Source organism: Trichocoleus sp. DQ-A2, from assembly GCF_039961915.1.
Lineage (GTDB): Bacteria > Cyanobacteriota > Cyanobacteriia > Cyanobacteriales > FACHB-T130 > FACHB-T130.
On record NZ_JAMPKD010000006.1, the window covers coordinates 1 to 19,673 of the forward strand.

A 19,673-nucleotide genomic window follows, 5' to 3' on the forward strand; every position below is an offset into this window, starting at 1 on the left:
CGGACAGCGATGTCTTTCCGTTTTATGGAGTGGGTGAACGCTAATCGAGATGTATTCTCAGCCTATAAAGCTGCTTTGGGTTTTATTTGGGCTTGAAATCTGTTTAAGTCCCGTTATTTACTACTTGCTTACTTCGGAAAGTGACAGAAGAGGGCTGAGTTGCGGAGGGCGGCTTTATCCCAATTTTAGGGATAAATTAGGTCTCTGGCTATCAAACCTACCTCTACAAAAATCAAACTGTACATCCACAGAAATATAAATATCGCAATCCTAATTCATTCATAAAATCGGAGAGATCTCTTCTTACTCGTCCTCAGTGCTTTATAGCGAAGAGAGTGTAGCGTTAATAAATTCAATTAGGATCGGGATCGTTTTTTGCGGGAGAATCTAGCCACGTCCACAACTGCGGAGAGGTGAAATCAGGCACTGCAAAGATTGCTCCGCAGTCGCAGAGAACTTTGGGGTCGTAGGTTGAGGCAATGCCAATTGTCGCAATGCCTGCGCCTACCGATGAACGAATGCCGGAGGGAGAGTCTTCAAAAGCGATCGCTTGTTTCGCTTTAATACCAAAATAATCTAACGCCAGTTGATAGGGAGCCGGATCGGGTTTGCCCGCGATCGCTTCTTCTGCTAAAACAACGGTGGCGAAGGCATCTGCCAAACCCAAAGCTTCTAGCATGAAGTAGACATTTTTACGCGGTGCATTTGTGACAACTGCTCGTTGCAACTTTAATTCTTCTGTCCATGCCAAAATTTTAGAAAGTCCAGCCAGGGGTTTAAGTTCTGGTGATAATTCTCGGAAATAAGCTTCTTTCGCTTCAGCGAGTTGTTCGCCTTCTGCGAATGTTAGCTGAGGGAGAATATCTTGGATAATGACTGGATTGAGGCGTCCGCTAATCCGTTTTTGGTAAAAATTCTCGTCAATATCAATACCGTATTGTTTTAAAATATCTTGCCAAGATTTGTAATGGATTCGGTCAGTATTTACCAGAGTCCCGTCCAAGTCAAATAAAATTGCAGCCAACATAGTTTCAGGGGCGAGACGATTGAATCAGTGCCGTAGCTATCCTAGGGTGGGAAGCAAAGCCAAGCAAACATTCTGTCATCTTACCTGTACCTTTTGCCGTATTGAAGAAAACACTCCCAAGCGGACAATAGTAAGTATGCAGTCGCTCGACTGTTATACCCTCAATTGACAAAGCGGGATAAAAAGAGCGATCGCTTTCTATCTCTGCTGTGTCGTAACTTCTGTACTAATGTCCTCAAACTTTTTGTTATACGGTGCGAATGGCTATACCGGAACCCTGATTGCGCGATTGGCAGTGCAGCAAGGGTTACGCCCGATTCTGGCAGGACGCAATTCCGAAAAGTTGCAGCCGTTGGCGACATCGCTTGGTTTAGAACATCGCGCCTTTAGCCTAGAAAATGAGTCCGCCGTGGATGCGGCACTCCAGGATGTTGCAGCCGTACTCCACTGTGCAGGGCCATTCTCCCGCACCTCAAAGCCAATGGTTGAAGGGTGCCTGCGGACAAAAACCCATTATTTGGATATTACCGGAGAAGTTGCAGTATTCGAGGCGATCGCTGCCAAAGACGCTGAGGCAATTAAAGCAGGCGTAATGCTGCTTCCCGGCGTCGGTTTTGATGTCGTTCCTTCTGACTGTCTCGCCGCTCATCTCAAGAAACAGCTGCCTTCAGCAACAAGTCTGGCGCTGGCTTTCACCGCTGGTCAGACATCGCGGGGAACTGCCACAACAATCGTAGAAGCTCAGAAGCAAGGAGGCTTAGTGCGGCGGGGTGGCGTTCTCACTCCAGTTCTAACTGCCTGGAAAACTCGAACCATCGACTTTGGAGAAGGCCCTGTTTTAGGCACCACACTTCCTTGGGGAGATGTGTCTACCGCTTTCTACAGCACGGGGATTCCCAATATTGAAGTTTATATGGCAACTCCTCGCTCCACTTACTGGGCGCTAGTCGCAAGTAGATATTTGGGTTGGTTATTGGGGTCGCCACCCATGCAAAGCTTACAGAAACGTCTAATCCAAGCTCAACCACCAGGACCAACTGATGCACAAAGGCAACAGGGAAAAACTAGATTGTGGGGAGAGGTGTCAGATAATGGCACAACTAAGGTATCCCGGTTGCAATGCCCAGAAGGCTATACGCTGACGGCACTGACAGCGCTGGCTATTGTTACTAAGGTGCTTGCCGGACAGGTGAGTGTCGGCTTTCAGACGCCTTCCAAAGTCTATGGTGCCGATTTGATTTTAGAAATTGAGGGGGTTGAGCGGTCAGATATTAACTCAGATATTAACAATGGGTAATCGGGGTTCCAGGACCCATTACCGATTACCGATTACCCATTACCAGCTTTATCTACCCAGATGGCGAGCTGCTAACTGCATCGCATCAGCAATATCGACATCGCCATCGCGGTCAGCATCTAAGAAAGTATTCAGAACTGGATTCGAGCCTTGCGGATTTTGAGCGCTGGAGCCAGTTTTTAGGAGATTTAACACCAGGGGAACGAGAATTGGCAACATCTGTTGAATCATCGCCGGATTCAAGCCGGTTCTTTGAGCAATGACTTGCACGATTTGCGGCACTTGGGAAAAACCAAAAAGCGCATCAACGGCTTGAGGATTGGGAGAAGTGCCGCCATATTGATTGACAAGGGCTTGCGCTTGTTGGGGGCCTTCGGTCGCTTGCTTCTGTTGTAGAGCAGAGCGCACGTAGTTACCGACAAGGGACATTGTAGATTGCACTGCTGACGGGTCGGCACCATAATTATTGCTGACCTGCTGCACGGTGCCAAAAATATTATCCATCTGTCCGGGAGTCGCTTCGCGATCTGGACTGTCTAGGGCATTGATAATTTGGTCAAAAAGTCCCATAACTCTTTCTACTCCGATAACTTGAACAAAATGTCTCACTTTTGGGCTATCGTTCGCCTCTAGCTATTAGCAGAGAATTTTTGTTGTTGATGTTGATGCGGCACCCACTTGATGTTTGATGGGTAAAGCGATCGCTAACTCTGTCCCTCTACCAACTTCTGATTTGCAGCTAAATTTCCCGCCATGTTTCTCTACGATAATTTGACGGCTAATCGCTAGACCCAAGCCGGTTCCAATACCTCTCGGTTTCGTAGTAAAAAAGGCATCAAAGATTTTCTCCTGATGTTCGGGCGCAATACCAGAACCGTTGTCAGCAATCCGCACCCCAACGGTATCCTTGTTTAGGCGTTCTGTAGAAATCACGATTTCTCCAGGCTCTTTTGCCTCTTCTAGAGCATCAATAGCATTGCTCAGTAGATTCATAAATACCTGATAAAGCAAGCCGGTGTAACCTTCAATGCTTGGGATATCACCGTAGTTTTGAATAATATTGATATTGTTTTTAATCCGATTATTTAGAATCAGCAAGGTACTCTCAAGACAGGCGTGCAAATCTACAGAATTCGGTTTTGGATCGTCTAGGCGAGAGAAATCTTTTAAACTTAAAACAATTTGTCGAACTCGGTCAGAACCGACTTTCATCGATTGCAGAACTTTTGGCAGGTCTTGTTTAAGAAAATCGATATCGATTTCTTCGGCTTGAACTTGAATCGCTTTAGGAGGGTTGGTAATTTCAGCTTGGTAAGTTTCTAGTAATGCGAGAAGTTCTTTAACGTAGTCACCCGCATAAGCCAAGTTGCCATAGATGAAGTTGACCGGATTATTGATTTCATGGGCGACTCCGGCAAGCATTCGTCCCAAACTAGACATTTTCTCACTTTGGATTAGCCGTAACTCGCTGTCTGCTTTTTGTTCTTGCAAAAGGTGCCCCACCTGGAGGATGAGCTGATTGAGGGAGGTTGCCAACATTCCCACTTCATCTTCAGTTGTAATCGGCACTTGCAAGCCAAAATTAGATTCTTGAGTTGCCCGCTGTGCTACATCAGTTGCAGCTTTCAGGGGACGGACGATGGCGCGAGAAGTGTAGATGGCTAAAAGGATAGCGATCGCAATTGACAATAAAATACTTGCAACAATAATTTGAAATCGGATTGTTTCCGCAGCAATCAAAGCCAGTTCTGCCTGCTTAACATCCTGGTAAGATCCCTGAATAACTCCAGTTAAGTCGTCTGAGAGACCATCAAAATTTAGCGCTACAGAACCATTCGTAAAATTTAAAAGTAGTTTTTGTGCTTCCTGAATTTTTTCTGGCTTTAAATGAGACAGCTCAATTTGCTGTACTAATTCATCAACCTGATGAAAATAGATTTCTGGTACGTTTTCGTAAGTTTTTAGAAAACTGGGTATTCCATCAGCGTGTACATGAGCCGCTGCCTCGCGTTGATAAACGGCGCTGTTTGTATAAGATTTGATTTGAGACAATATCCGCTTAATTTCAGCAGTATGTTCCAGAAAATGAGAGTATTCGTCCCAAAACAATTCCGGATTTTCTGCTAGCGGAATCAATTGTTGTTGGTGCGTACGTGCCTGTAGTACGCCATTTTGCAAGCGATGGAGAAGGTTGAGTTCTTGGTTGCTATATTCATGCAACTTCGTAGCTCGTTGCTGATAGTAATCTCCAATCATAAATCCGGCAGCCGTTCCCAAAACGGCAATGCCTAGGGTTAGCCCATATCCATAACTAATTTTTTGGCTAACGCTGAAACGACCAGTGACCCGGCTGAGCCAGCCTGTGATACTGACTGGGTGAGGGAACGCACTGCCTAAGCGTATCTGAGGCTTCCTGACGTTTGGCTCAGAGATCATCGATCTATCCGGTGGAGGATAATTTTAAAAGCTAGTTTGTATTATAATTTACTGTTTTTTAAAATTACTCAGAAAGACGCTTTGTTTTAATTATCTAGCCGAGAAAAAATCACGGCAACAGGCTCTACTTTATTCGTGGAAGCATCTCTTGCCTGTTGCTGATAGCAGACAATGATAGGGAGATTAAGATTAGAAGCATCTCCTTACCACAATCCCGTTCATGCCCCTGTCGCGCTTATTAACGCTGATCGTTGGCCTCAGTGTAATTCTGGGGCTGATGCTGTGGCTGATTAATTCTCTCTATCGGCTGTATATTCAGATTTCTTTTACGGCACCTTTACTGGGAAATCTGCTGCTTTTGTTGCTGATTGTCCTACTGGGGGTGCTAATCGGTGGATTTATCTACTATGTGATGATTCTTCAGGGGACTGCAAAAGGTTCGCGGCAACGCCGCAGATTGCCGAAAGTCCCGGAAGCGAAGACAGAGGCGGCTTCAGAAACCCTCAAAGCAGTGCGGCAGCAAGTAGCACAGATTCAGGATGAGGTGTCGCGGCAGGCATTGCTGGAGCGATCGCGCGAAATTGAAGCAAATTTGGCGCGTGGGGAACTGTTAGTCGTCGTATTTGGCACGGGTTCTGCTGGCAAGACTTCTCTGGTGAACGCCCTGATTGGGCGCATGGTAGGACGGGTAGACGCGCCAATGGGAACGACGGAGGTAGGGGAAACTTACGTTCTCAAGTTGAAAGGATTAAATCGGCAAATTTTGATTACCGATACGCCCGGAATTTTAGAAGCAGGGGTAGCAGGAAGCCAGCGAGAACAACTAGCACGGCAATTGGCAACTGAAGCAGATTTGTTGTTATTTGTCGTAGATAATGACTTGCGGCAGTCGGAGTATAACCCGCTGCGAACCTTGGCAGAGATTGGCAAGCGATCGCTGTTGATTCTCAACAAAACCGATCTTTATACAGACACCGATAAAGAAACGATTCTGGCGCGTCTGCGGGAACGAGTACGGGGATTTATCGCCACCGCTGATGTGGTTGCGATCGCTGCGAATCCCCAGCTTGCCGAATTGGAGAGTGGCGAAACCTTCCAACCCGAACCCGATGTGATGCCGTTAATTCGCCGCATGGCAGTGGTTCTCAGAGCCGAAGGGGAAGACTTAGTGGCTGACAACATCCTACTGCAATCTCAGAGACTGGGAGACGAAGCTCGACGCCTGCTGGATGCTCAGCGCAGACGCCAAGCGGAGAAGGTGGTAGAACGTTTTCAGTGGATTGGGGCGGGTGTCATCACCGTGACACCCCTACCAGTGGTGGATTTGCTAGCAACCGCCGCTGTAAATGCCCAAATGGTTGTAGAAATTGGCAGAATTTACGGTTGTGAACTGAATATGGATCGAGGGCGCGAATTAGCGCTTTCTTTAGGGAAAACTCTCGCGAGTTTGGGAATTGTCCAAGGAGCAATTGAGTTGCTTTCTAGAGTCCTCCAACTGAGTGTCGCCGCCTATCCTATTGGTAAGGTGATTCAAGGCGTTACCGCCGCTTATTTGACTCGAATTGCTGGGAAGAGTTTTATTGAATACTTCCGTCACGATCAAGATTGGGGCGATGGCGGAATCACAGAAGTTGTGCAGCGACAGTTTCAGCTAAATCGCCGGGATGAGTTTATCAAGACATTTGTGCAAGAAGCGATCGCGCGAGTCGTCAAACCTTTAGCAGAAGCGAAAGAACCGCAAGAGGAACGCCAATCAGATCCGCCTCAACAATAGTAGCGTTTGCGAAGCGATATTCCTCCATCGGTAACACCCAGAAATATACCAGTTCTGGGTTACAGATTAAGGGTGCGCTTGCAAATTCTCTTTATCTACAAATAAATTTTATCTGCCAACCTGAAATTTATCCGGATATAGCAATTCTTGAGTTGATTAATAAGGTTAACAAGACAGCTTGCTTAACTTGGAGAAATTTCTATGGAATTAACGATTGCCGCAATTGCCTTCACCTGGATATTTTTCGCCTTTAGCGGAAGAACCTTATCCGACAAAAAAGGATCTGACAAAAAACCCGAATATATCGCCAAAATCTACAAAAATGACTAAAGAAAGAGAAGCTCACTTTTTCACTTTCTTTCATGGCTCATAAAATGACGATTTTTCAGATGCTCAACAAATTTTAAATTGCTGTTTTAAATTCATCGTCATAGCAATTGGAGAATGGGGACACAAAACTTCCCAATCTCCTTTTTTATTTATTATCCTCTAAGCTAAACAATGCAACTCCCAGCAGCTCCCTGCTGGGTAAAGTAAAGATAGGCAATAGGCAACTTTTTTTAATTGTTATTCTGAGCGGAATCCAGTACAGGGTTAGCGAAGACGATGACATAAAAAGTTGTACACGGGATATAAATAAACGGGGAAAACAGCCGTTTGACCTTAGAATTATTTATCAGGGAAATAAAGAATAATTAAATGAAATTTTGTAGAGCGATCGCCATTTTTTAAAAGTCAACTTCCCCCGATTTTTATTGGCTCGCATACGTGTACATCACGTCTGAACGCAGTACATACTTTCGACCTTGGATTACGGGTGCGCCTTCATGTTTTATTTCGTGGATAAAGAACAGCGCCATACCGATTTGAGGAACTATAGAGACGTTGGGTGAAAAAAACAGAGTTTCGCCTCCCTCAAAGTCTTCGCTCAGATAAATCATAAAAGTTAAACGGCTATGGTCGCCGTTTGTTCGCCAATAACTACCGTCGTGATGCGGTGCGAAGCGCTGACCTGGATCGTATCGGTAGAACCGCAAGCGCTCATTAAGTCCCATTGCACACCAGTTACCGATTCTGGGAACATAAGTTTCCACACGATGCCATAAATTTGCCGCAAGTTCTTCATCATCCAAAATCACCCGATCGTTATTTCGGATTGATGGAGCCATTATGTATTCATCCTGTCCTACGGTGAGACCAGCCGGAGTATAGCCTATGTTTTCGGTTATAGCGATATACTCGGCACACTCTGCTTTTGATAGAACGTTTGGGACGGTAAAAATCGGATTTTCTAAAGGCGCTTTTTTCATGACTAATTATTATTTAAGGTTTTTTTCAGGGTGTCAGGTATATTTAAGTCATGAAAAATCGGATGCCAAAAGAACATACTATTTGTGGCGATTTCTAGCATCCAAGAATTTTAGCTGCTGGTAAAGCATCGCAATTTTCGGCAAATCAACACCTGCTGCTTGTGCAGTTCGTAGGGGATTACCGAACATGGTTTCCACCTCTAGAGGACGCCCTTCGTCATAGTCGATTTTCATACTGGTGCGGTACGGCTTCATCTTTGCCGTGTGATCGAGCATCTTTTCGACAAAGCTATCAGGAATCTTCCGACCAAAAGCAGATGCACCTACCAGCACTTCACCCATTAACTGCTCGGCTAATAATCGCGTGTGAAGATTGTTCATCAGCTCATCTGTTGTGGCGTCAAGAACCACAGAAAGCCCGTTATATGGGATATTCCAGACCAGTTTCTGCCAACGAGCAAACAGCAAGTCTTCAGCAAGTTGGATAGGGATGTCAGCACTTTCAAAGTCGCTGGCAATCTGACGCATTCGCTCGGTAATCCCGGCGGGTTGGTAATCGGGGGTATATTCGCCGAGTGTAATCGCCTTATAGTCTAGGTGGCGGATGTGTCCTGGCCCCACTTTATTAGAGCAGAGAAAGCACAAGCCTCCCATCACCCGTTCCGAACCAACAATTTTGGCGACTTTCTCTTCAACTCCTAGACCATTTTGCAGCACTAAGACAACGCCATCATCCTTAACCATAAATGGCAGCATTTCAGGTAGCAGGTGGTTTTGCGTCGTTTTCAGCGCCACAACTACCACATCGCAAGGTGGCATTTTGTTAGCGTCAGGGTAGGCGTTAACGTGGGGGAGGGTAAAATCGCCGTCTGGGGACTCAATGACTAAACCCTGTTGACAGACTTGTTCGTAGTCGCTGTGCAACAGGAAGTGGACATTCAGCCCCGCTCGTTGTAGTTTAGCTCCGTAGTAGCCCCCCAGCGCTCCTGTTCCGAGGATGGCGTAACTCCGATTAGACATTGCTCTCTATAAAAGCTGAATCGCGGATATTTGGGCAACTTGCACGACTGGCGGCAATTGACTTGTGGGCGCGGGTATCATTTCACCCCGGAAGTCTAGTAACTGAACCAGCAGCAGATAGGCGATCGCTAAAATTATAGAAATTGCCCCAGTGATAATTGCAACTATTTTTGAGCGTTCCATCAGTTCCCTCGCAACATTACTCATTCCATTTTCTATCTTGAACTGACACGAAAGTCCGCAAAATAGGGAATCAATAATATTGTAGAGAATGCGATCGCTTGCCGAACTAATATGAATTCTGTTGAAGATAAGTCAGGGGAACCGATTACCGTTTACCGTCAATCGGTAGTACAGACTTTTGAACTGCGAAAGGTTTATCGCACCGGATTTTGGCTAAATCAAAAAATTGAATCTCTCAAAAGCTGCACGCTGTCGGTGTTTGAGGGGGAAACATTTGGACTGCTAGGACCGAATGGGGCTGGGAAAACGACGCTGTTAAAGACGCTTTTGGGAATAGTACGCCCTACAGGTGGACGAGGGGTACTACTGGGAAAACCTTTGGGCGATCGCGAGGTGAAACAACGCATCGGTTATTTACCGGAAAACGCCTATTTCTATGACTTTCTCACCGGCTGGGAGTTTTTGCAATTTACGGCTGGATTATTTCAAATCCCGAAATCAGTGCAGCGTCAACGCATTCCCCAACTACTGGAATTAGTTGGATTGGCTCAATCCGCTGCCCGTAAAAAGCAGATGCGTCAGTATTCTAAAGGGATGCTGCAACGGGTAGGCATGGCTCAAGCGCTGATTAACGATCCAGAACTGGTATTTTTGGATGAGCCGATGTCGGGTCTTGACCCAATGGGGCGCTACCAGATGCGAGAGATTATTTTATCCCTCAAGAAACAGGGAAAGACAATTTTTTTTAATAGTCATGTTTTGGCGGAAGTGGAGCAGATATGCGATCGCGTCGCTATCCTCGCCCAAGGTGAGCTGATTTGCGTCGGTTCCCTCGATGAACTCCTTGGCATCGCCGAATCCTACCACGTCAGAGGTAAAGGCGGGAACCTGGAGGTTCTCAAACGCTGGATACCCGATTTAGCATTTGAGCATAATGGCTGGCATGGTCACTTACAAGGCGAACCCCAAGAGTTTCTGGCTAGCCTCCGTTTGATGGGTGCTCATCTAACGACAATGAACCTCTCCCGTCCTTCTCTAGAGGACTTTTTTATTCAGCAGCTACAACAACGTGGCATTCGTTCCAGTAGTTGAGTTGTGTAAGGGGGTTTGGGGGATCTGATGAGTGGCTGCACGCTAGCGAAATGAGATGAAATGGGTAGCGGTGCTAACCTAATAGCGATCGCGCCTTCAATACTTTTGAAGGATGCACTGCAAGTCTTATAGCGAGTATCTCTAAACAGGACACTCACTTAAAATCATCAAAACGCATGGCTGACCTTTTAGAAACTGCCACTAATGAAGGATCTTTCAAAACTCTGGTTAATGCTCTTGAGGCTGCTGGTCTGTTTGAGATTCTCAAGAGTCCAGGACCCTATACTGTCTTTGCTCCAACTGACGAAGCATTTGCCAAAATTCCAGAGGATACACTGGCTTCTTGGATGGACAACATCCCCAAGCTGAAGCAAATTTTAATGTATCACGTCCTGTTTGGGGATGTTAGAACTGATAACTTCGTCGAGATAGATTCCGCTGAGACAGTTGAGGGCGGCATTCTGGGGATTGATAGCACCGACGACGGTTTTAAAGTGAATGATGCGAAGGTGCTAAAAACAGATATCCTTACCGATAACGGCGTCATCCATGTCATTGATTCAGTACTTACACCGACGATAATGTCTAAATAGGCACTAATTTCTGCTGTTGAATCCTGTCTTCAGACAGAATTTATTGACCAAAAACTGGGTAATGGTAAGACAAAAGCAAATTTGGAGTCAGTGCGATCTAAACGACATCGTAAAAATTTAAAATTCGATTTGCTGACATAAAAAAGGAGGCACCTTTGCAAAGGTGCCTCCTTTTGATTTGGGCGATCGCCAAGGAATGTGGATTAAATAATTGGTCAAATTCACATTCTGTAAGGACATGGCACAAACACGCCCCTACGCAGGCAATTAAAGGTTAATCAATCCACCCTTCTTGGCAAACATTCGCGAAATTCGTTTAACCCAGGATGCATCCACTACGCGCTGGCAAATGCAAGGACAGATGGTTGGATTCTCCCTCACCGCTCCATGACACCTCGGCAGTGCCATACAATTGCTGATTAGGCTTGGATTGTAGCCCCGTCACCTCAAAACTCACATGATCTGCCGGTGCCGTCCCCACGTTAATGGCAACAATCAGTTCCTCATCTCCCAATTTCCGAGCAAAGACGTAAACTGTTCCTTCCGCAAACAGAACGTGATAGGAACCTGTACGCAAGGCTGGATATTGGTGACGCAGGGCGATGAGTTGCTTGTGATAATCTAAAACATCACGCTCCCAGTGAGCTTCCATCGGAAAACCCCGACGCGAATCTGGATCGAGTTTTCCCGGTAATCCCACTTCATCACCATAGTAGATGCTGGGCGCACCGGGATAAGTCAATAGCAGCAATGTTGCTAGTTGAACACTCTCCTTATCACCGCCTGCAATAGAAATCAGTCGCGCCGTATCGTGGCTAGCTAGCAAATTCAACTGAGTCAGTTGAATATCCCACGGATAAAATTCCAACAATTGCTGGATTTTTTCGGCATACTCTGGTGCAAAGAGGGGCGGATAAGGATGGTAAGAGCGATCTTTCACTTGGTCAATGTCTACGCGATCGCCTGCGGCAAAAGCAATCGTCGGCGCAGCAAAGAGATAGTTCATTACCCCGTCAAACTGAGTCCCATCCAGCCACTCGCGGGAATCTCCCCAGACTTCCCCCACGATATAAGCTTCTGGGTTAATGGCTTTTACGCGATCGCGAAATTCCTGCCAAAATCCTTGAGCCTTAATCTCAAACGGCACATCCAAGCGCCAGCCATCAATGCCGAATTTAATCCAATATTCGGCAATCTCCATAATATATTCCCGCACTTCCGGATTTTCATGGTTGAACACTGGCAGCGCCCGATTTCCGTCCCAGCCCTCATAATTCGCCGGAAAATCGCCGTTATACGCCGATAAAGGCCAGCCTTCAATCTTGAACCAATCCACCCAAGGCGAATGGGGGCCATTTTCCAGAACATCGTGGAAAAAGAAAAATCCCCGACTGGAGTGATTAAATACCCCATCCAGCACAACTTTGATATCCCGTTCGTGGGCAGCTTCCAGCAACTCCCGAAAAGCGCCATTCCCCCCCAACATTGGATCGACCTGATAATAGTCGTGAGTGTGATAGCGGTGATTGCTAGCCGATTGAAAGATGGGGGTAAAGTAAATCGCATTAATCCCTACATTCTGCAAGTAATCCAGCTGTTCCATCACCCCCCACAAATCACCGCCCTTGTACCCTTGAAGCGTCGGTATTTCGTGCCAATCTTCCCATCGGGTATCCTTCAAAAGCCGCTTGTGAGAATGCTTCGTTTTAGCAAAGCGATCCGGAAAAATCTGGTAAAAAACCGCGTGTTTAACCCAATCTGGCGTCTGTATCTGCATAAACTCCTTCCTAGCCCTTCAACGCTAAGGTACAGCCCTTGCCAGCTTTTCGCTTCTCACCTCTGGAAGATAATCTTTGTTACAGAATGCCCAACGGCGAAATCCAACTTTTCCTTTTTGTGCTACTCAGGTATCAAATGATTTCAGCTCAGAGTTTAATATAAGTTGCTAAAATATAAAATTTTTCTTAAGTTTAAAGCAATTTTTAGCTATCCCTTAGCAATAATAGCTAAGCATCAAACATAACCTTAATATAAAAACTTCATTAATGATTACTCTTCGTATTCAAGAAATTGCAGACACAAAACAAATAACTCTAGAGAAACTTAGCCAAGATTCAGGCGTTACTTTAGAGGTTCTTCAAGATTACGCAACTACACCTATCAAAACACTTACAAAGGAGGTTGCTGCCAATCTCAGAGAAATTGCAGACAAACTAGAAGTAGACGTATTGGAGTTAGTTATGCCTATACCTCAGGATGTAGACATAGTGGAAGTTAAGCCTGTAGATAAGCAAGAGGCAGTCAAACTCGAAATCCGTAAGATAGCAAAGGATAGGAAAGGTTGGAACTTACAAGAGTTGAGTGAGAAGTGCAAAATAGACCCAATTATAGTGGAATTTTATAGTAAACAGCCTATTTACAAGCAAAAACTCGCTGAACCAACATCGCAAAATACCCTTAATGAAATTTGTCAAGTTTTAGATTGTGAAATTAAGGATTTGCAAGTAGAAGTTAAAGCTGAAGAGTTGCCAGAGACTAAGCTGCGTATTGAAGAATTGGTGGAAGCAGTAGGTCTGAGTTTAAATGATTTGAGTTTGCTCACAAGTTTACCTTATGAATTCATAGATTTAGTTGCTACCCAGCCTATTGATGTTAATACTTTGAGTGGTATATTTACTGAGAATGAAATAGCAGAGCCTACCGATAATAAAATACTATCTGATACAGATTCTGATATATATGTTTTGCGCCCTAGATTTTGCAAACATTTAGGTGTTTTATTTCCTCGGATTTGCAGATGATTTTAGCAATAACATTGATTAATTGCGTATGACAAGCTATAAATGCGATATTCGTAGTATTAATTTTACTAAAATTTATTCATTTAATAAAAACTTTCAAAATGCACAAGCTGGACTGAAGAATAATTATAATATTTTTTTAAGCAGTATAGGTATTGTAGCTTCGATGCTCAATATAATGCCTTTGCTCTCAGGAGGAGTTTTAAGTTTTGTTATCTACCTTTCTCTAGGAAAGGACTATGCTATAAGTTTTACAGGGATTTTTATAGAAATCAGTATATATGCGGCAAGCTTATTTTTATTGATAGTTCGTGGTTATCATTTAGCATCAATTTCCTTGATTGCTACACTAATTATTAGTTTTACACTAATAGGTCTTTTTACAAATAATGAGTTAGGTTTTGCAATTTTTCTGCTTGGTTTAAGCCTAATTATTAGTTGGCTTGGATCTATTACTACAGCACTATCAGTGGCTTTCAATTCTTTATGTTATGGGCTTGTAAGTGAATTCATAGCTATTTTAGGATCTGGTTTGACGGTTGCAGTCTTAGTTGTGAATATACCAAAATTAACAAAAGTCGAATTATCTGTAACTTTTATTGCAGCGATCGCAGTCATCCTTACAGGCGCTATCATCTCACGACAGGCAATTAGAGGCTCCCCCAAATTTGCATGGATTAGAGAAAAAGCGGTCTTTTGGGCAGCAACAGGTGGGACATCTTTTTATGGAGTCGATTTAACAGATGCTTGTTTTGATGGCGCAGATTTACCGCATACAGATTTTAGAAATGCTATCTTAACCCGTGCCAGCTTCAAAAATGTCACAGGACTAGAATTATCTAGATTACAGGGAACGATATTAGAGCAACCCAATGTTAGAAAGTTATTGATAAACCCACAAGAAGGTTGTGGAAGGGATTATACAGGAGCAAACTTAAGTGGCGCTAATTTAAGAGAAGCGAATTTAAAAGAGGCAATTCTTATAGGAGCACACTTGAATAGTGCCGATTTGAGAGATGCTAATTTAGAAGGAGCGAACCTAACAAAAGCTCAAGTATTAGATGCTGATTTTTCAGGAGCTTGTCTAACAGAGGCTTGCCTCCAAGAATGGAATATTAACAGCAAAACCAGCTTCAAAAATGTCACGTGTAAGTTAGTTTATCTAAAGCAAGGCAAACACGGATTCTTAGTACCAAAACCAGACAGCGGAGAGTTTCAACCGGGCGAATTTGAAAAATGGATTGAAAAATTACAAGAAACTATTGATGTAATTTTACGACACAGGTTAAATTTAGCGGCTTTCGCTGTTGCCATAGCTCAAACGGCTCTCGATTATGAAGGATTAGATGTAGCTCGTTACAGTATTGAAAATAAAGGCGACGGTGTTTTTGTTGCCAAGGTAGGTGTTTTCCCAGATGCAGACAAATCAGCAATCCATCAAAGTATTACAAATTACTATTACAATGAAGTGTCTATTCAAGGGGAAAGAGCCAACATATTATTAAATCCATCAGCGGAGGTTGAAATTATGGAAAGTAAACAAACTGATGTTACCGGGGATATAGTTAGTGGTGACAAAGGAGATAAGACTACTGTCGGTGATGTCACTGTTGGTCGCGACTTAATAGGGGCTAGCATTGTGGGCGATATCAGTGGTCAAGTAACTACGACTATTCAGCAGCTTCAGGGTGTTAATACTACTGATAGCAACGAGCTTGCGAAGATTTTGACAGCTTTGCAAGAAGCTATTAAAGGGGATTCTGTGCTTTCTGACAGTCTAAAGAAAGAGGCGCTAGAAGCAGTAGAAACCATCGCAGAAGAAGGGAAAAAACCGCCAGAAGAACGTGCGATCAAGTATTGCTCAATGGCTGTGAATGCCCTTAAGGGTGTTACTACTGCTGTTACCGATGCTAGTAAACTCGCTGAAGTCCTTCAAACTTATCTGCCGACTCTTACAGGAATTCTGGGCATTTAGACAGTGTAGGAGTTCACTTCAGTTTTTGATTCATTAGATAGGCAACTTCAAAGATGCGATCGCACTCCCCACCGAATCAAGAGCGCGATCGCTCTTTTAGTCTATCCCTCTGGGTGGAGAGGACAGCCCGAAACAGTCTTGGTATCCTAGAAAGCGAATGGCTGAAACTCAAGAGGATCGCGCTAGAAAGACAAAAGCGAAACGAGCGGCTGTTCAATTGGTTTAAACATATAAAAACTAAACTTCCAGATTTCTTTATAAATATTTAAACTTTAGAAAATTATCTACTTTAGTTTGGAGGTAAAATGAGTATTTCTTGCAGCAGTTCGCTCGGATGGTAGAGGGACTTTTGTATCCTATGCCCCTAAACTAGAACCGTCAGATGATATAGTTATCCTCTTATGTTGTCCTGTCAGCACCCCCTTCTTCGTGTTCTTGTTGTTGATGACCACGAGCTAACTCGTTTTAGCCTGAAATTAGCATTCCAGAGTCAGGCAAACATCGAGTTAGTTGGATTGGCTAGTAACGGTCAAGAAGCCGTTGAGATGGTCGAGCGTCACCACCCTGATGTGATTATTCTCGATCTACAAATGCCAGTATTAGACGGTTTGAGCGCATCTACCCAGATCAAGCACATCGATCCGCACGCTCAGATTATTGCCTATTCCTCAGTCGAAGACCCGCAGATTGAGGTGATGAGCCAAACCGCCAGAATTGATGCTTTTTGTAAAAAAGACACCGCTACTCAAGAGCTGATTGCTCTAGTCAAGCAGCTTGGGCAGCGGGCAGTCAGTCATTAGAAAGGGGCGCAAGTAGCGATCGGTGTCCTTGCCGTAGCCTCTTGGCTAGAGTTCAGCTCGGCAAGGCGTTAGTTTCTAGTTGGCATCTGCCTCTGGGAAGGTGCGCCGAAATTCATCAATCAGGTCATCAATTTCTTCGAGTGCCTGATTAACATCAATTCGTAGAGTTCCCAGGTTTGGTTCCTCCAGAAGCCTTACCAGTGACTCACGCTTGAGTTCAATCTGGCTAATCCATTGCTTGAGTGTTTGTGGGTCCATTGTTTGCTTCCTCTGTCGATTATTTATTTACAATAATTAATCCTAGCGAAGGAAAGGAGGACGTTTCGGATCGGTAGGCTTATTTTTAATCACTTCAGAAATAAACCGCTTCAGCGCCTTCTCTCGATTTTTCATAAAAGCCGACCAAAATCCTGGTTGAAACTCATCCATTGTTTTGGCTAAAGCCCAAACATCTACAGCCAAGATGTTATAAAGCGTTTCATCTTCCTGCTTCAGCGTTTTGAGTTGATCCAGGATGGCTTTACTCTTTTTTGTAGCCCCGGAATTGTCTTCTTGAATCATTTTATTATCTCGGTTATGAATTGATGGCGGCGGACAACAGCGACTTATTTTGATAATAGGGGTTCCTTTTGTAAACGCCCTGAGTTATGAATTACCGTTGGTTGATGGGCTACTTTACAGACTCTGCACTCATTCGTCAAGGGCTATCAAATTAGCGAGACTTCTTCAGCTTTGGGCTTCCCAATCGCTATCCAAAGCAAAGCACGTAGTTTTAACAAAAATTTCACCCATACTAGAGATGTTACCCAGTGCCAAGGATAATAAAGCTGAAGAGATTGTCAATTGGGTATCTTAATTAAAATGTTACGTCAAACTTCTTTGGGAACGTTGGGTTTAAGTGTCGGTGGCGTTTTATTTCTGGCGGGACTGGTTGCTTACGTTACCGACAACCCAACGCTGAATCTAGCCGGATTCTTCTATGGGGTTCCTCTGTTGCTGGGAGGGCTTGCCCTCAAAGCCTCAGAACTTACGCCTGTACCGTTCACCAAACCTACTTCCAAGGACATACTGGCACTCCGAGAACAGCAAGCCACCGCAACTCAAAACCAAATTCGTCTGGATGTCACCCGCTATCGCTACGGTCAAGATGCTCATCTCGATAGCTCTTTGAGCAGCTTGGGGCTGAGTCCAACCGATGAAGAAAGACCTGTGCTAACAGGATTACACGAAACTGCGATCGCTGGGGCTTACGCTTTAGTGTTGGAATTTGAGTCGCCGCTCATTCCTCTAGAGGTTTGGGAACAGAAGCGGGAGAAAATAGAAGGGTTTTTTGGCCCTGGTGTGCGCGTAATCGTGACTCAACCAGCTGAACAACGTGTTGATGTGGCGCTAACTGCTACACCCTAAACGTAGGGGCGGAGGGACTCCGCTCTTATTTTTCTAAACGCACGACATACCACTGTAAAAATTGTCCTGGCCCCATATCTAATTCGCAGGACGTTTCTAGCAGGTATTGAGCTTGAGCTTCTACTGAGGGAAATTTTTGCAAATCTGGCGGTAGGTTATCTTGACGAGTTGCCAAAATTGCCTTCAGTTTTTCTAACATTTCGGCGGGAGTGAGGAATTGCTCTGGTTGGTTGGGTTCCAGAACAACGAAGGCATCTTGTCGATACATCAAGGAATCTGGCATTTTGAGTTTTTTCCCAAAGAACACATCTTGCACAAGTGTATCGTCCTTGACGATAGCTAAAAAGATGACATTGTCCAATTAGGAGATGGTTTTTTCTAGAGGCAACTTACTGAGGGATTGTCTCTAAAATAAATAGTTTTTCAAGGTGCAACGCCAAAAAAATAGCCGCTGAGTGGAGGGTAGGATTCTACTGAAGACCACTCAGCGGTTAGATAACTAAATTAGGCTATTGTTTCTTACCCAGGCTCAAGACCCTTCAGGAGGGCAAGGGCAAGATTAGTTCACGCTAGCGTGGTTGGCTTCAGGAGTTGACTGACTCGTCAACTCTGGTGTCGTATTGGTGCTACCTAAATTGAGTTTGACGACGGTACGCCGCGCTTCCGTGACTTTCGGCAGGGTCAATGTCAGGATGCCATTCTGGAAGTCAGCCTTGGCTTGGTCGTTCTGAATGGGCACTGGTAGAGGAATCACCCGCTGGAAGCTACCATAGCGGAACTCGGAGCGGAAGAAGCCTTTTTCTTCGTTCTTCTTCTCAAAGCGATGTTCGCCGCTAATGGCGATCGCTTCACGAGTGATTTGGACATCAATGTCCTTGCCTTCTACGCCTGGAATTTCAGCCCGCAGGATCAGATGGTCTTCAGTGTCTTGGAGTTCAATGGCAGGCTTCCAAGTTGTGCTGTACTGGCGAGAAGCTACGCGATCGCTTCCGGCAAGTTCATCAAACATTTGATCCATTTGACGACGTAGAGTTTCCATTTCTTGGAAGGGTTGCCAACGAATCAGTGCCATAAAACAGTTACCTCCAATTTGCAGTGACTAAATGCTTGAATTGAAATTTGTTCAATGGGATGAAGCTTTTAGTTCCCACGTTTTTATAATGTCAAAACAGTCTGGTTACGTCAGTGAGGAAAACCGAATTGCCTTTTGGGGGATTTTCCCGACTTCTGGAAGAAGGCGAAAAAATAACCGCCTTGCTGATGCTCAGCGGTTGAGTGGTTAAACTAAGAAGTTTTCGCGGCTACGGATTAACCGAAAATTATCTGGATTAATCCCAGACGCTAGCCGGTTCAGCACTCTCAGTTGCTTCGGGCTTCTTCGTGTCAGCAACGGGTGCGTCAGTGACTTCTGGAGCCGCACTGGTGCTATCTGCTAGATTGAGCTTGACTACGCGATCGCGAACTGACTTTACTTTGGGCAGCGTCAGCATCAGGACACCATCCTTAAATTCAGACTGGACGCGGTCGTTCTCAATCGCAACAGGCAGAGAAATCACTCGCTGAAAGTTTCCGTAGCGGAACTCAGAACGGACGTAACCGCCTTCTTGTTCTTTCTTTTCGTAGCGGCGTTCGCCTGTAATCACGACCGCTTCACGAGAAATGCGGATATCAAGGTCTTTGGCTTCGATACCAGGAATTTGTGCCCGCAGAATTAGGCTGTCCTCTGTATCTTGCAGCTCAATCGCAGGCTTCCAGGTGATTGGAGCATCCCGATTAACAGTTGCCAGTTCGTCAAACATTCGATCCATTTGACGGCGCAGGGTTGCCATTTCTTGAAAAGGTTGCCAACGAATCAGTGTCATAGTCGATTCCCAAGGGTTAAAACTTCTCTGTGTCGAACGCTGGAATTGAATTTTGTTCAACTGAGTTAAGCCTTTCGTTCACACTTCTTTATGATG

General features: G+C 44.8%; 23 protein-coding genes. 11 read left to right on the top strand and 12 right to left on the bottom strand.

The genetic code is table 11. The annotated features are described in order from the left end of the window. Positions 1-352: 352 nt before the first annotated feature. Positions 353-1,027 (bottom strand): HAD-IA family hydrolase, encoded by a 675-nt coding sequence (locus NC997_RS06910; RefSeq protein ID WP_190530151.1) that lies wholly within the window; start codon positions 1,025-1,027, stop codon positions 353-355. Between the two features lie 229 nt (positions 1,028-1,256). Between NC997_RS06910 and NC997_RS06915 the strand changes: the two genes are divergently transcribed. Then, a complete protein-coding gene (locus tag NC997_RS06915; RefSeq protein WP_190530153.1) occupies positions 1,257-2,324 on the top strand; it encodes a saccharopine dehydrogenase NADP-binding domain-containing protein in 1,068 nt (355 codons plus the stop codon). Between the two features lie 48 nt (positions 2,325-2,372). Here NC997_RS06915 and NC997_RS06920 read toward each other — a convergent pair whose 3' ends face one another. Together NC997_RS06920 and NC997_RS06925 are read right to left on the bottom strand one after the other, a co-directional pair. Next, on the bottom strand, positions 2,373-2,894 hold the full coding sequence (locus tag NC997_RS06920; RefSeq protein ID WP_190530155.1) for a DUF937 domain-containing protein: 522 nt from the start codon (positions 2,892-2,894) through the stop codon (positions 2,373-2,375). 66 nt (positions 2,895-2,960) lie between these two features. Continuing rightward, on the bottom strand, positions 2,961-4,760 hold the full coding sequence (locus NC997_RS06925) for an ATP-binding protein (RefSeq protein ID WP_190530157.1): 1,800 nt from the start codon (positions 4,758-4,760) through the stop codon (positions 2,961-2,963). A gap of 220 nt (positions 4,761-4,980) precedes the next feature. On the opposite strand from NC997_RS06925, the gene NC997_RS06930 reads away from it, so the two are divergent. Next, positions 4,981-6,534: a GTP-binding protein gene (locus tag NC997_RS06930; protein WP_190530159.1), complete on the top strand. Its 1,554-nt coding sequence runs from the start codon at positions 4,981-4,983 to the stop codon at positions 6,532-6,534. Positions 6,535-6,735: 201 nt separating this feature from the next. Next, positions 6,736-6,864, top strand: a complete 129-nt coding sequence (locus tag NC997_RS06935) for a hypothetical protein (protein ID WP_277877468.1) — start codon at positions 6,736-6,738, stop codon at positions 6,862-6,864. Positions 6,865-7,286: 422 nt separating this feature from the next. Here the strand turns inward: NC997_RS06935 and NC997_RS06940 are convergent, their stop codons facing one another. The 3 genes from NC997_RS06940 to NC997_RS06950 all read right to left on the bottom strand — a co-directional run bounded on the left by NC997_RS06940 (position 7,287) and on the right by NC997_RS06950 (position 9,071). Next, entirely contained in the window at positions 7,287-7,844 is a 558-nt protein-coding gene (locus NC997_RS06940; RefSeq protein WP_190530161.1) for a 2OG-Fe(II) oxygenase, read from the bottom strand. 78 nt (positions 7,845-7,922) lie between these two features. Further along, positions 7,923-8,864, bottom strand: a complete 942-nt coding sequence (locus tag NC997_RS06945) for a putative 2-dehydropantoate 2-reductase (protein ID WP_190530163.1) — start codon at positions 8,862-8,864, stop codon at positions 7,923-7,925. A 6-nt stretch (positions 8,865-8,870) separates the two neighbouring features. Next, positions 8,871-9,071 (bottom strand): hypothetical protein, encoded by a 201-nt coding sequence (locus NC997_RS06950; RefSeq protein ID WP_347276173.1) that lies wholly within the window; start codon positions 9,069-9,071, stop codon positions 8,871-8,873. An 87-nt stretch (positions 9,072-9,158) separates the two neighbouring features. Between NC997_RS06950 and NC997_RS06955 the strand changes: the two genes are divergently transcribed. Together NC997_RS06955 and NC997_RS06960 are read left to right on the top strand one after the other, a co-directional pair. After that, complete coding sequence (locus tag NC997_RS06955; RefSeq protein WP_190530165.1) at positions 9,159-10,139, top strand: ABC transporter ATP-binding protein; 981 nt, start codon at positions 9,159-9,161, stop codon at positions 10,137-10,139. A 176-nt stretch (positions 10,140-10,315) separates the two neighbouring features. After that, entirely contained in the window at positions 10,316-10,732 is a 417-nt protein-coding gene (locus NC997_RS06960; RefSeq protein WP_190410504.1) for a fasciclin domain-containing protein, read from the top strand. 316 nt (positions 10,733-11,048) lie between these two features. Here the strand turns inward: NC997_RS06960 and NC997_RS06965 are convergent, their stop codons facing one another. Next, complete coding sequence (locus NC997_RS06965) at positions 11,049-12,509, bottom strand: glycoside hydrolase family 13 protein (protein ID WP_190530167.1); 1,461 nt, start codon at positions 12,507-12,509, stop codon at positions 11,049-11,051. Positions 12,510-12,777: 268 nt separating this feature from the next. On the opposite strand from NC997_RS06965, the gene NC997_RS06970 reads away from it, so the two are divergent. From NC997_RS06970 to NC997_RS06985, 4 genes are all read left to right on the top strand, one after another. Then, on the top strand, positions 12,778-13,533 hold the full coding sequence (locus NC997_RS06970; protein ID WP_190530169.1) for a helix-turn-helix domain-containing protein: 756 nt from the start codon (positions 12,778-12,780) through the stop codon (positions 13,531-13,533). A 28-nt stretch (positions 13,534-13,561) separates the two neighbouring features. Continuing rightward, positions 13,562-15,508 carry a pentapeptide repeat-containing protein gene (locus NC997_RS06975; protein ID WP_190530171.1) on the top strand — a complete coding sequence of 649 codons (1,947 nt, stop codon included), beginning with the start codon at positions 13,562-13,564 and terminating at the stop codon, positions 15,506-15,508. A gap of 53 nt (positions 15,509-15,561) precedes the next feature. After that, a complete protein-coding gene (locus NC997_RS06980; protein ID WP_190530173.1) occupies positions 15,562-15,777 on the top strand; it encodes a hypothetical protein in 216 nt (71 codons plus the stop codon). Positions 15,778-15,909: 132 nt separating this feature from the next. Continuing rightward, on the top strand, positions 15,910-16,308 hold the full coding sequence (locus NC997_RS06985; protein WP_190410507.1) for a response regulator transcription factor: 399 nt from the start codon (positions 15,910-15,912) through the stop codon (positions 16,306-16,308). A gap of 75 nt (positions 16,309-16,383) precedes the next feature. Here NC997_RS06985 and NC997_RS06990 read toward each other — a convergent pair whose 3' ends face one another. Continuing rightward, positions 16,384-16,566 (bottom strand): hypothetical protein, encoded by a 183-nt coding sequence (locus NC997_RS06990; RefSeq protein ID WP_190410508.1) that lies wholly within the window; start codon positions 16,564-16,566, stop codon positions 16,384-16,386. A 42-nt stretch (positions 16,567-16,608) separates the two neighbouring features. Beyond that, complete coding sequence (locus tag NC997_RS06995) at positions 16,609-16,869, bottom strand: hypothetical protein (protein WP_190428356.1); 261 nt, start codon at positions 16,867-16,869, stop codon at positions 16,609-16,611. 300 nt (positions 16,870-17,169) lie between these two features. Here NC997_RS06995 and NC997_RS07000 point away from each other — a divergent pair, with 300 nt between their 5' ends. After that, on the top strand, positions 17,170-17,715 hold the full coding sequence (locus NC997_RS07000; RefSeq protein WP_190530175.1) for a DUF2854 domain-containing protein: 546 nt from the start codon (positions 17,170-17,172) through the stop codon (positions 17,713-17,715). A gap of 25 nt (positions 17,716-17,740) precedes the next feature. On the opposite strand, the gene NC997_RS07005 is transcribed toward NC997_RS07000, so the two are convergent. Both NC997_RS07005 and NC997_RS07010 read right to left on the bottom strand, forming a co-directional pair. After that, positions 17,741-17,998 carry a chlororespiratory reduction protein 7 gene (locus tag NC997_RS07005; RefSeq protein WP_190530437.1) on the bottom strand — a complete coding sequence of 86 codons (258 nt, stop codon included), beginning with the start codon at positions 17,996-17,998 and terminating at the stop codon, positions 17,741-17,743. Positions 17,999-18,274: 276 nt separating this feature from the next. Beyond that, a complete protein-coding gene (locus NC997_RS07010) occupies positions 18,275-18,787 on the bottom strand; it encodes an Hsp20/alpha crystallin family protein (RefSeq protein ID WP_190431574.1) in 513 nt (170 codons plus the stop codon). Between the two features lie 31 nt (positions 18,788-18,818). On the opposite strand from NC997_RS07010, the gene NC997_RS07015 reads away from it, so the two are divergent. Next, on the top strand, positions 18,819-18,998 hold the full coding sequence (locus NC997_RS07015) for a hypothetical protein (RefSeq protein ID WP_190530177.1): 180 nt from the start codon (positions 18,819-18,821) through the stop codon (positions 18,996-18,998). Positions 18,999-19,043: 45 nt separating this feature from the next. Here the strand turns inward: NC997_RS07015 and NC997_RS07020 are convergent, their stop codons facing one another. Beyond that, positions 19,044-19,577 (bottom strand): Hsp20/alpha crystallin family protein, encoded by a 534-nt coding sequence (locus NC997_RS07020; RefSeq protein WP_190530179.1) that lies wholly within the window; start codon positions 19,575-19,577, stop codon positions 19,044-19,046. Positions 19,578-19,673: the final 96 nt, after the last annotated feature.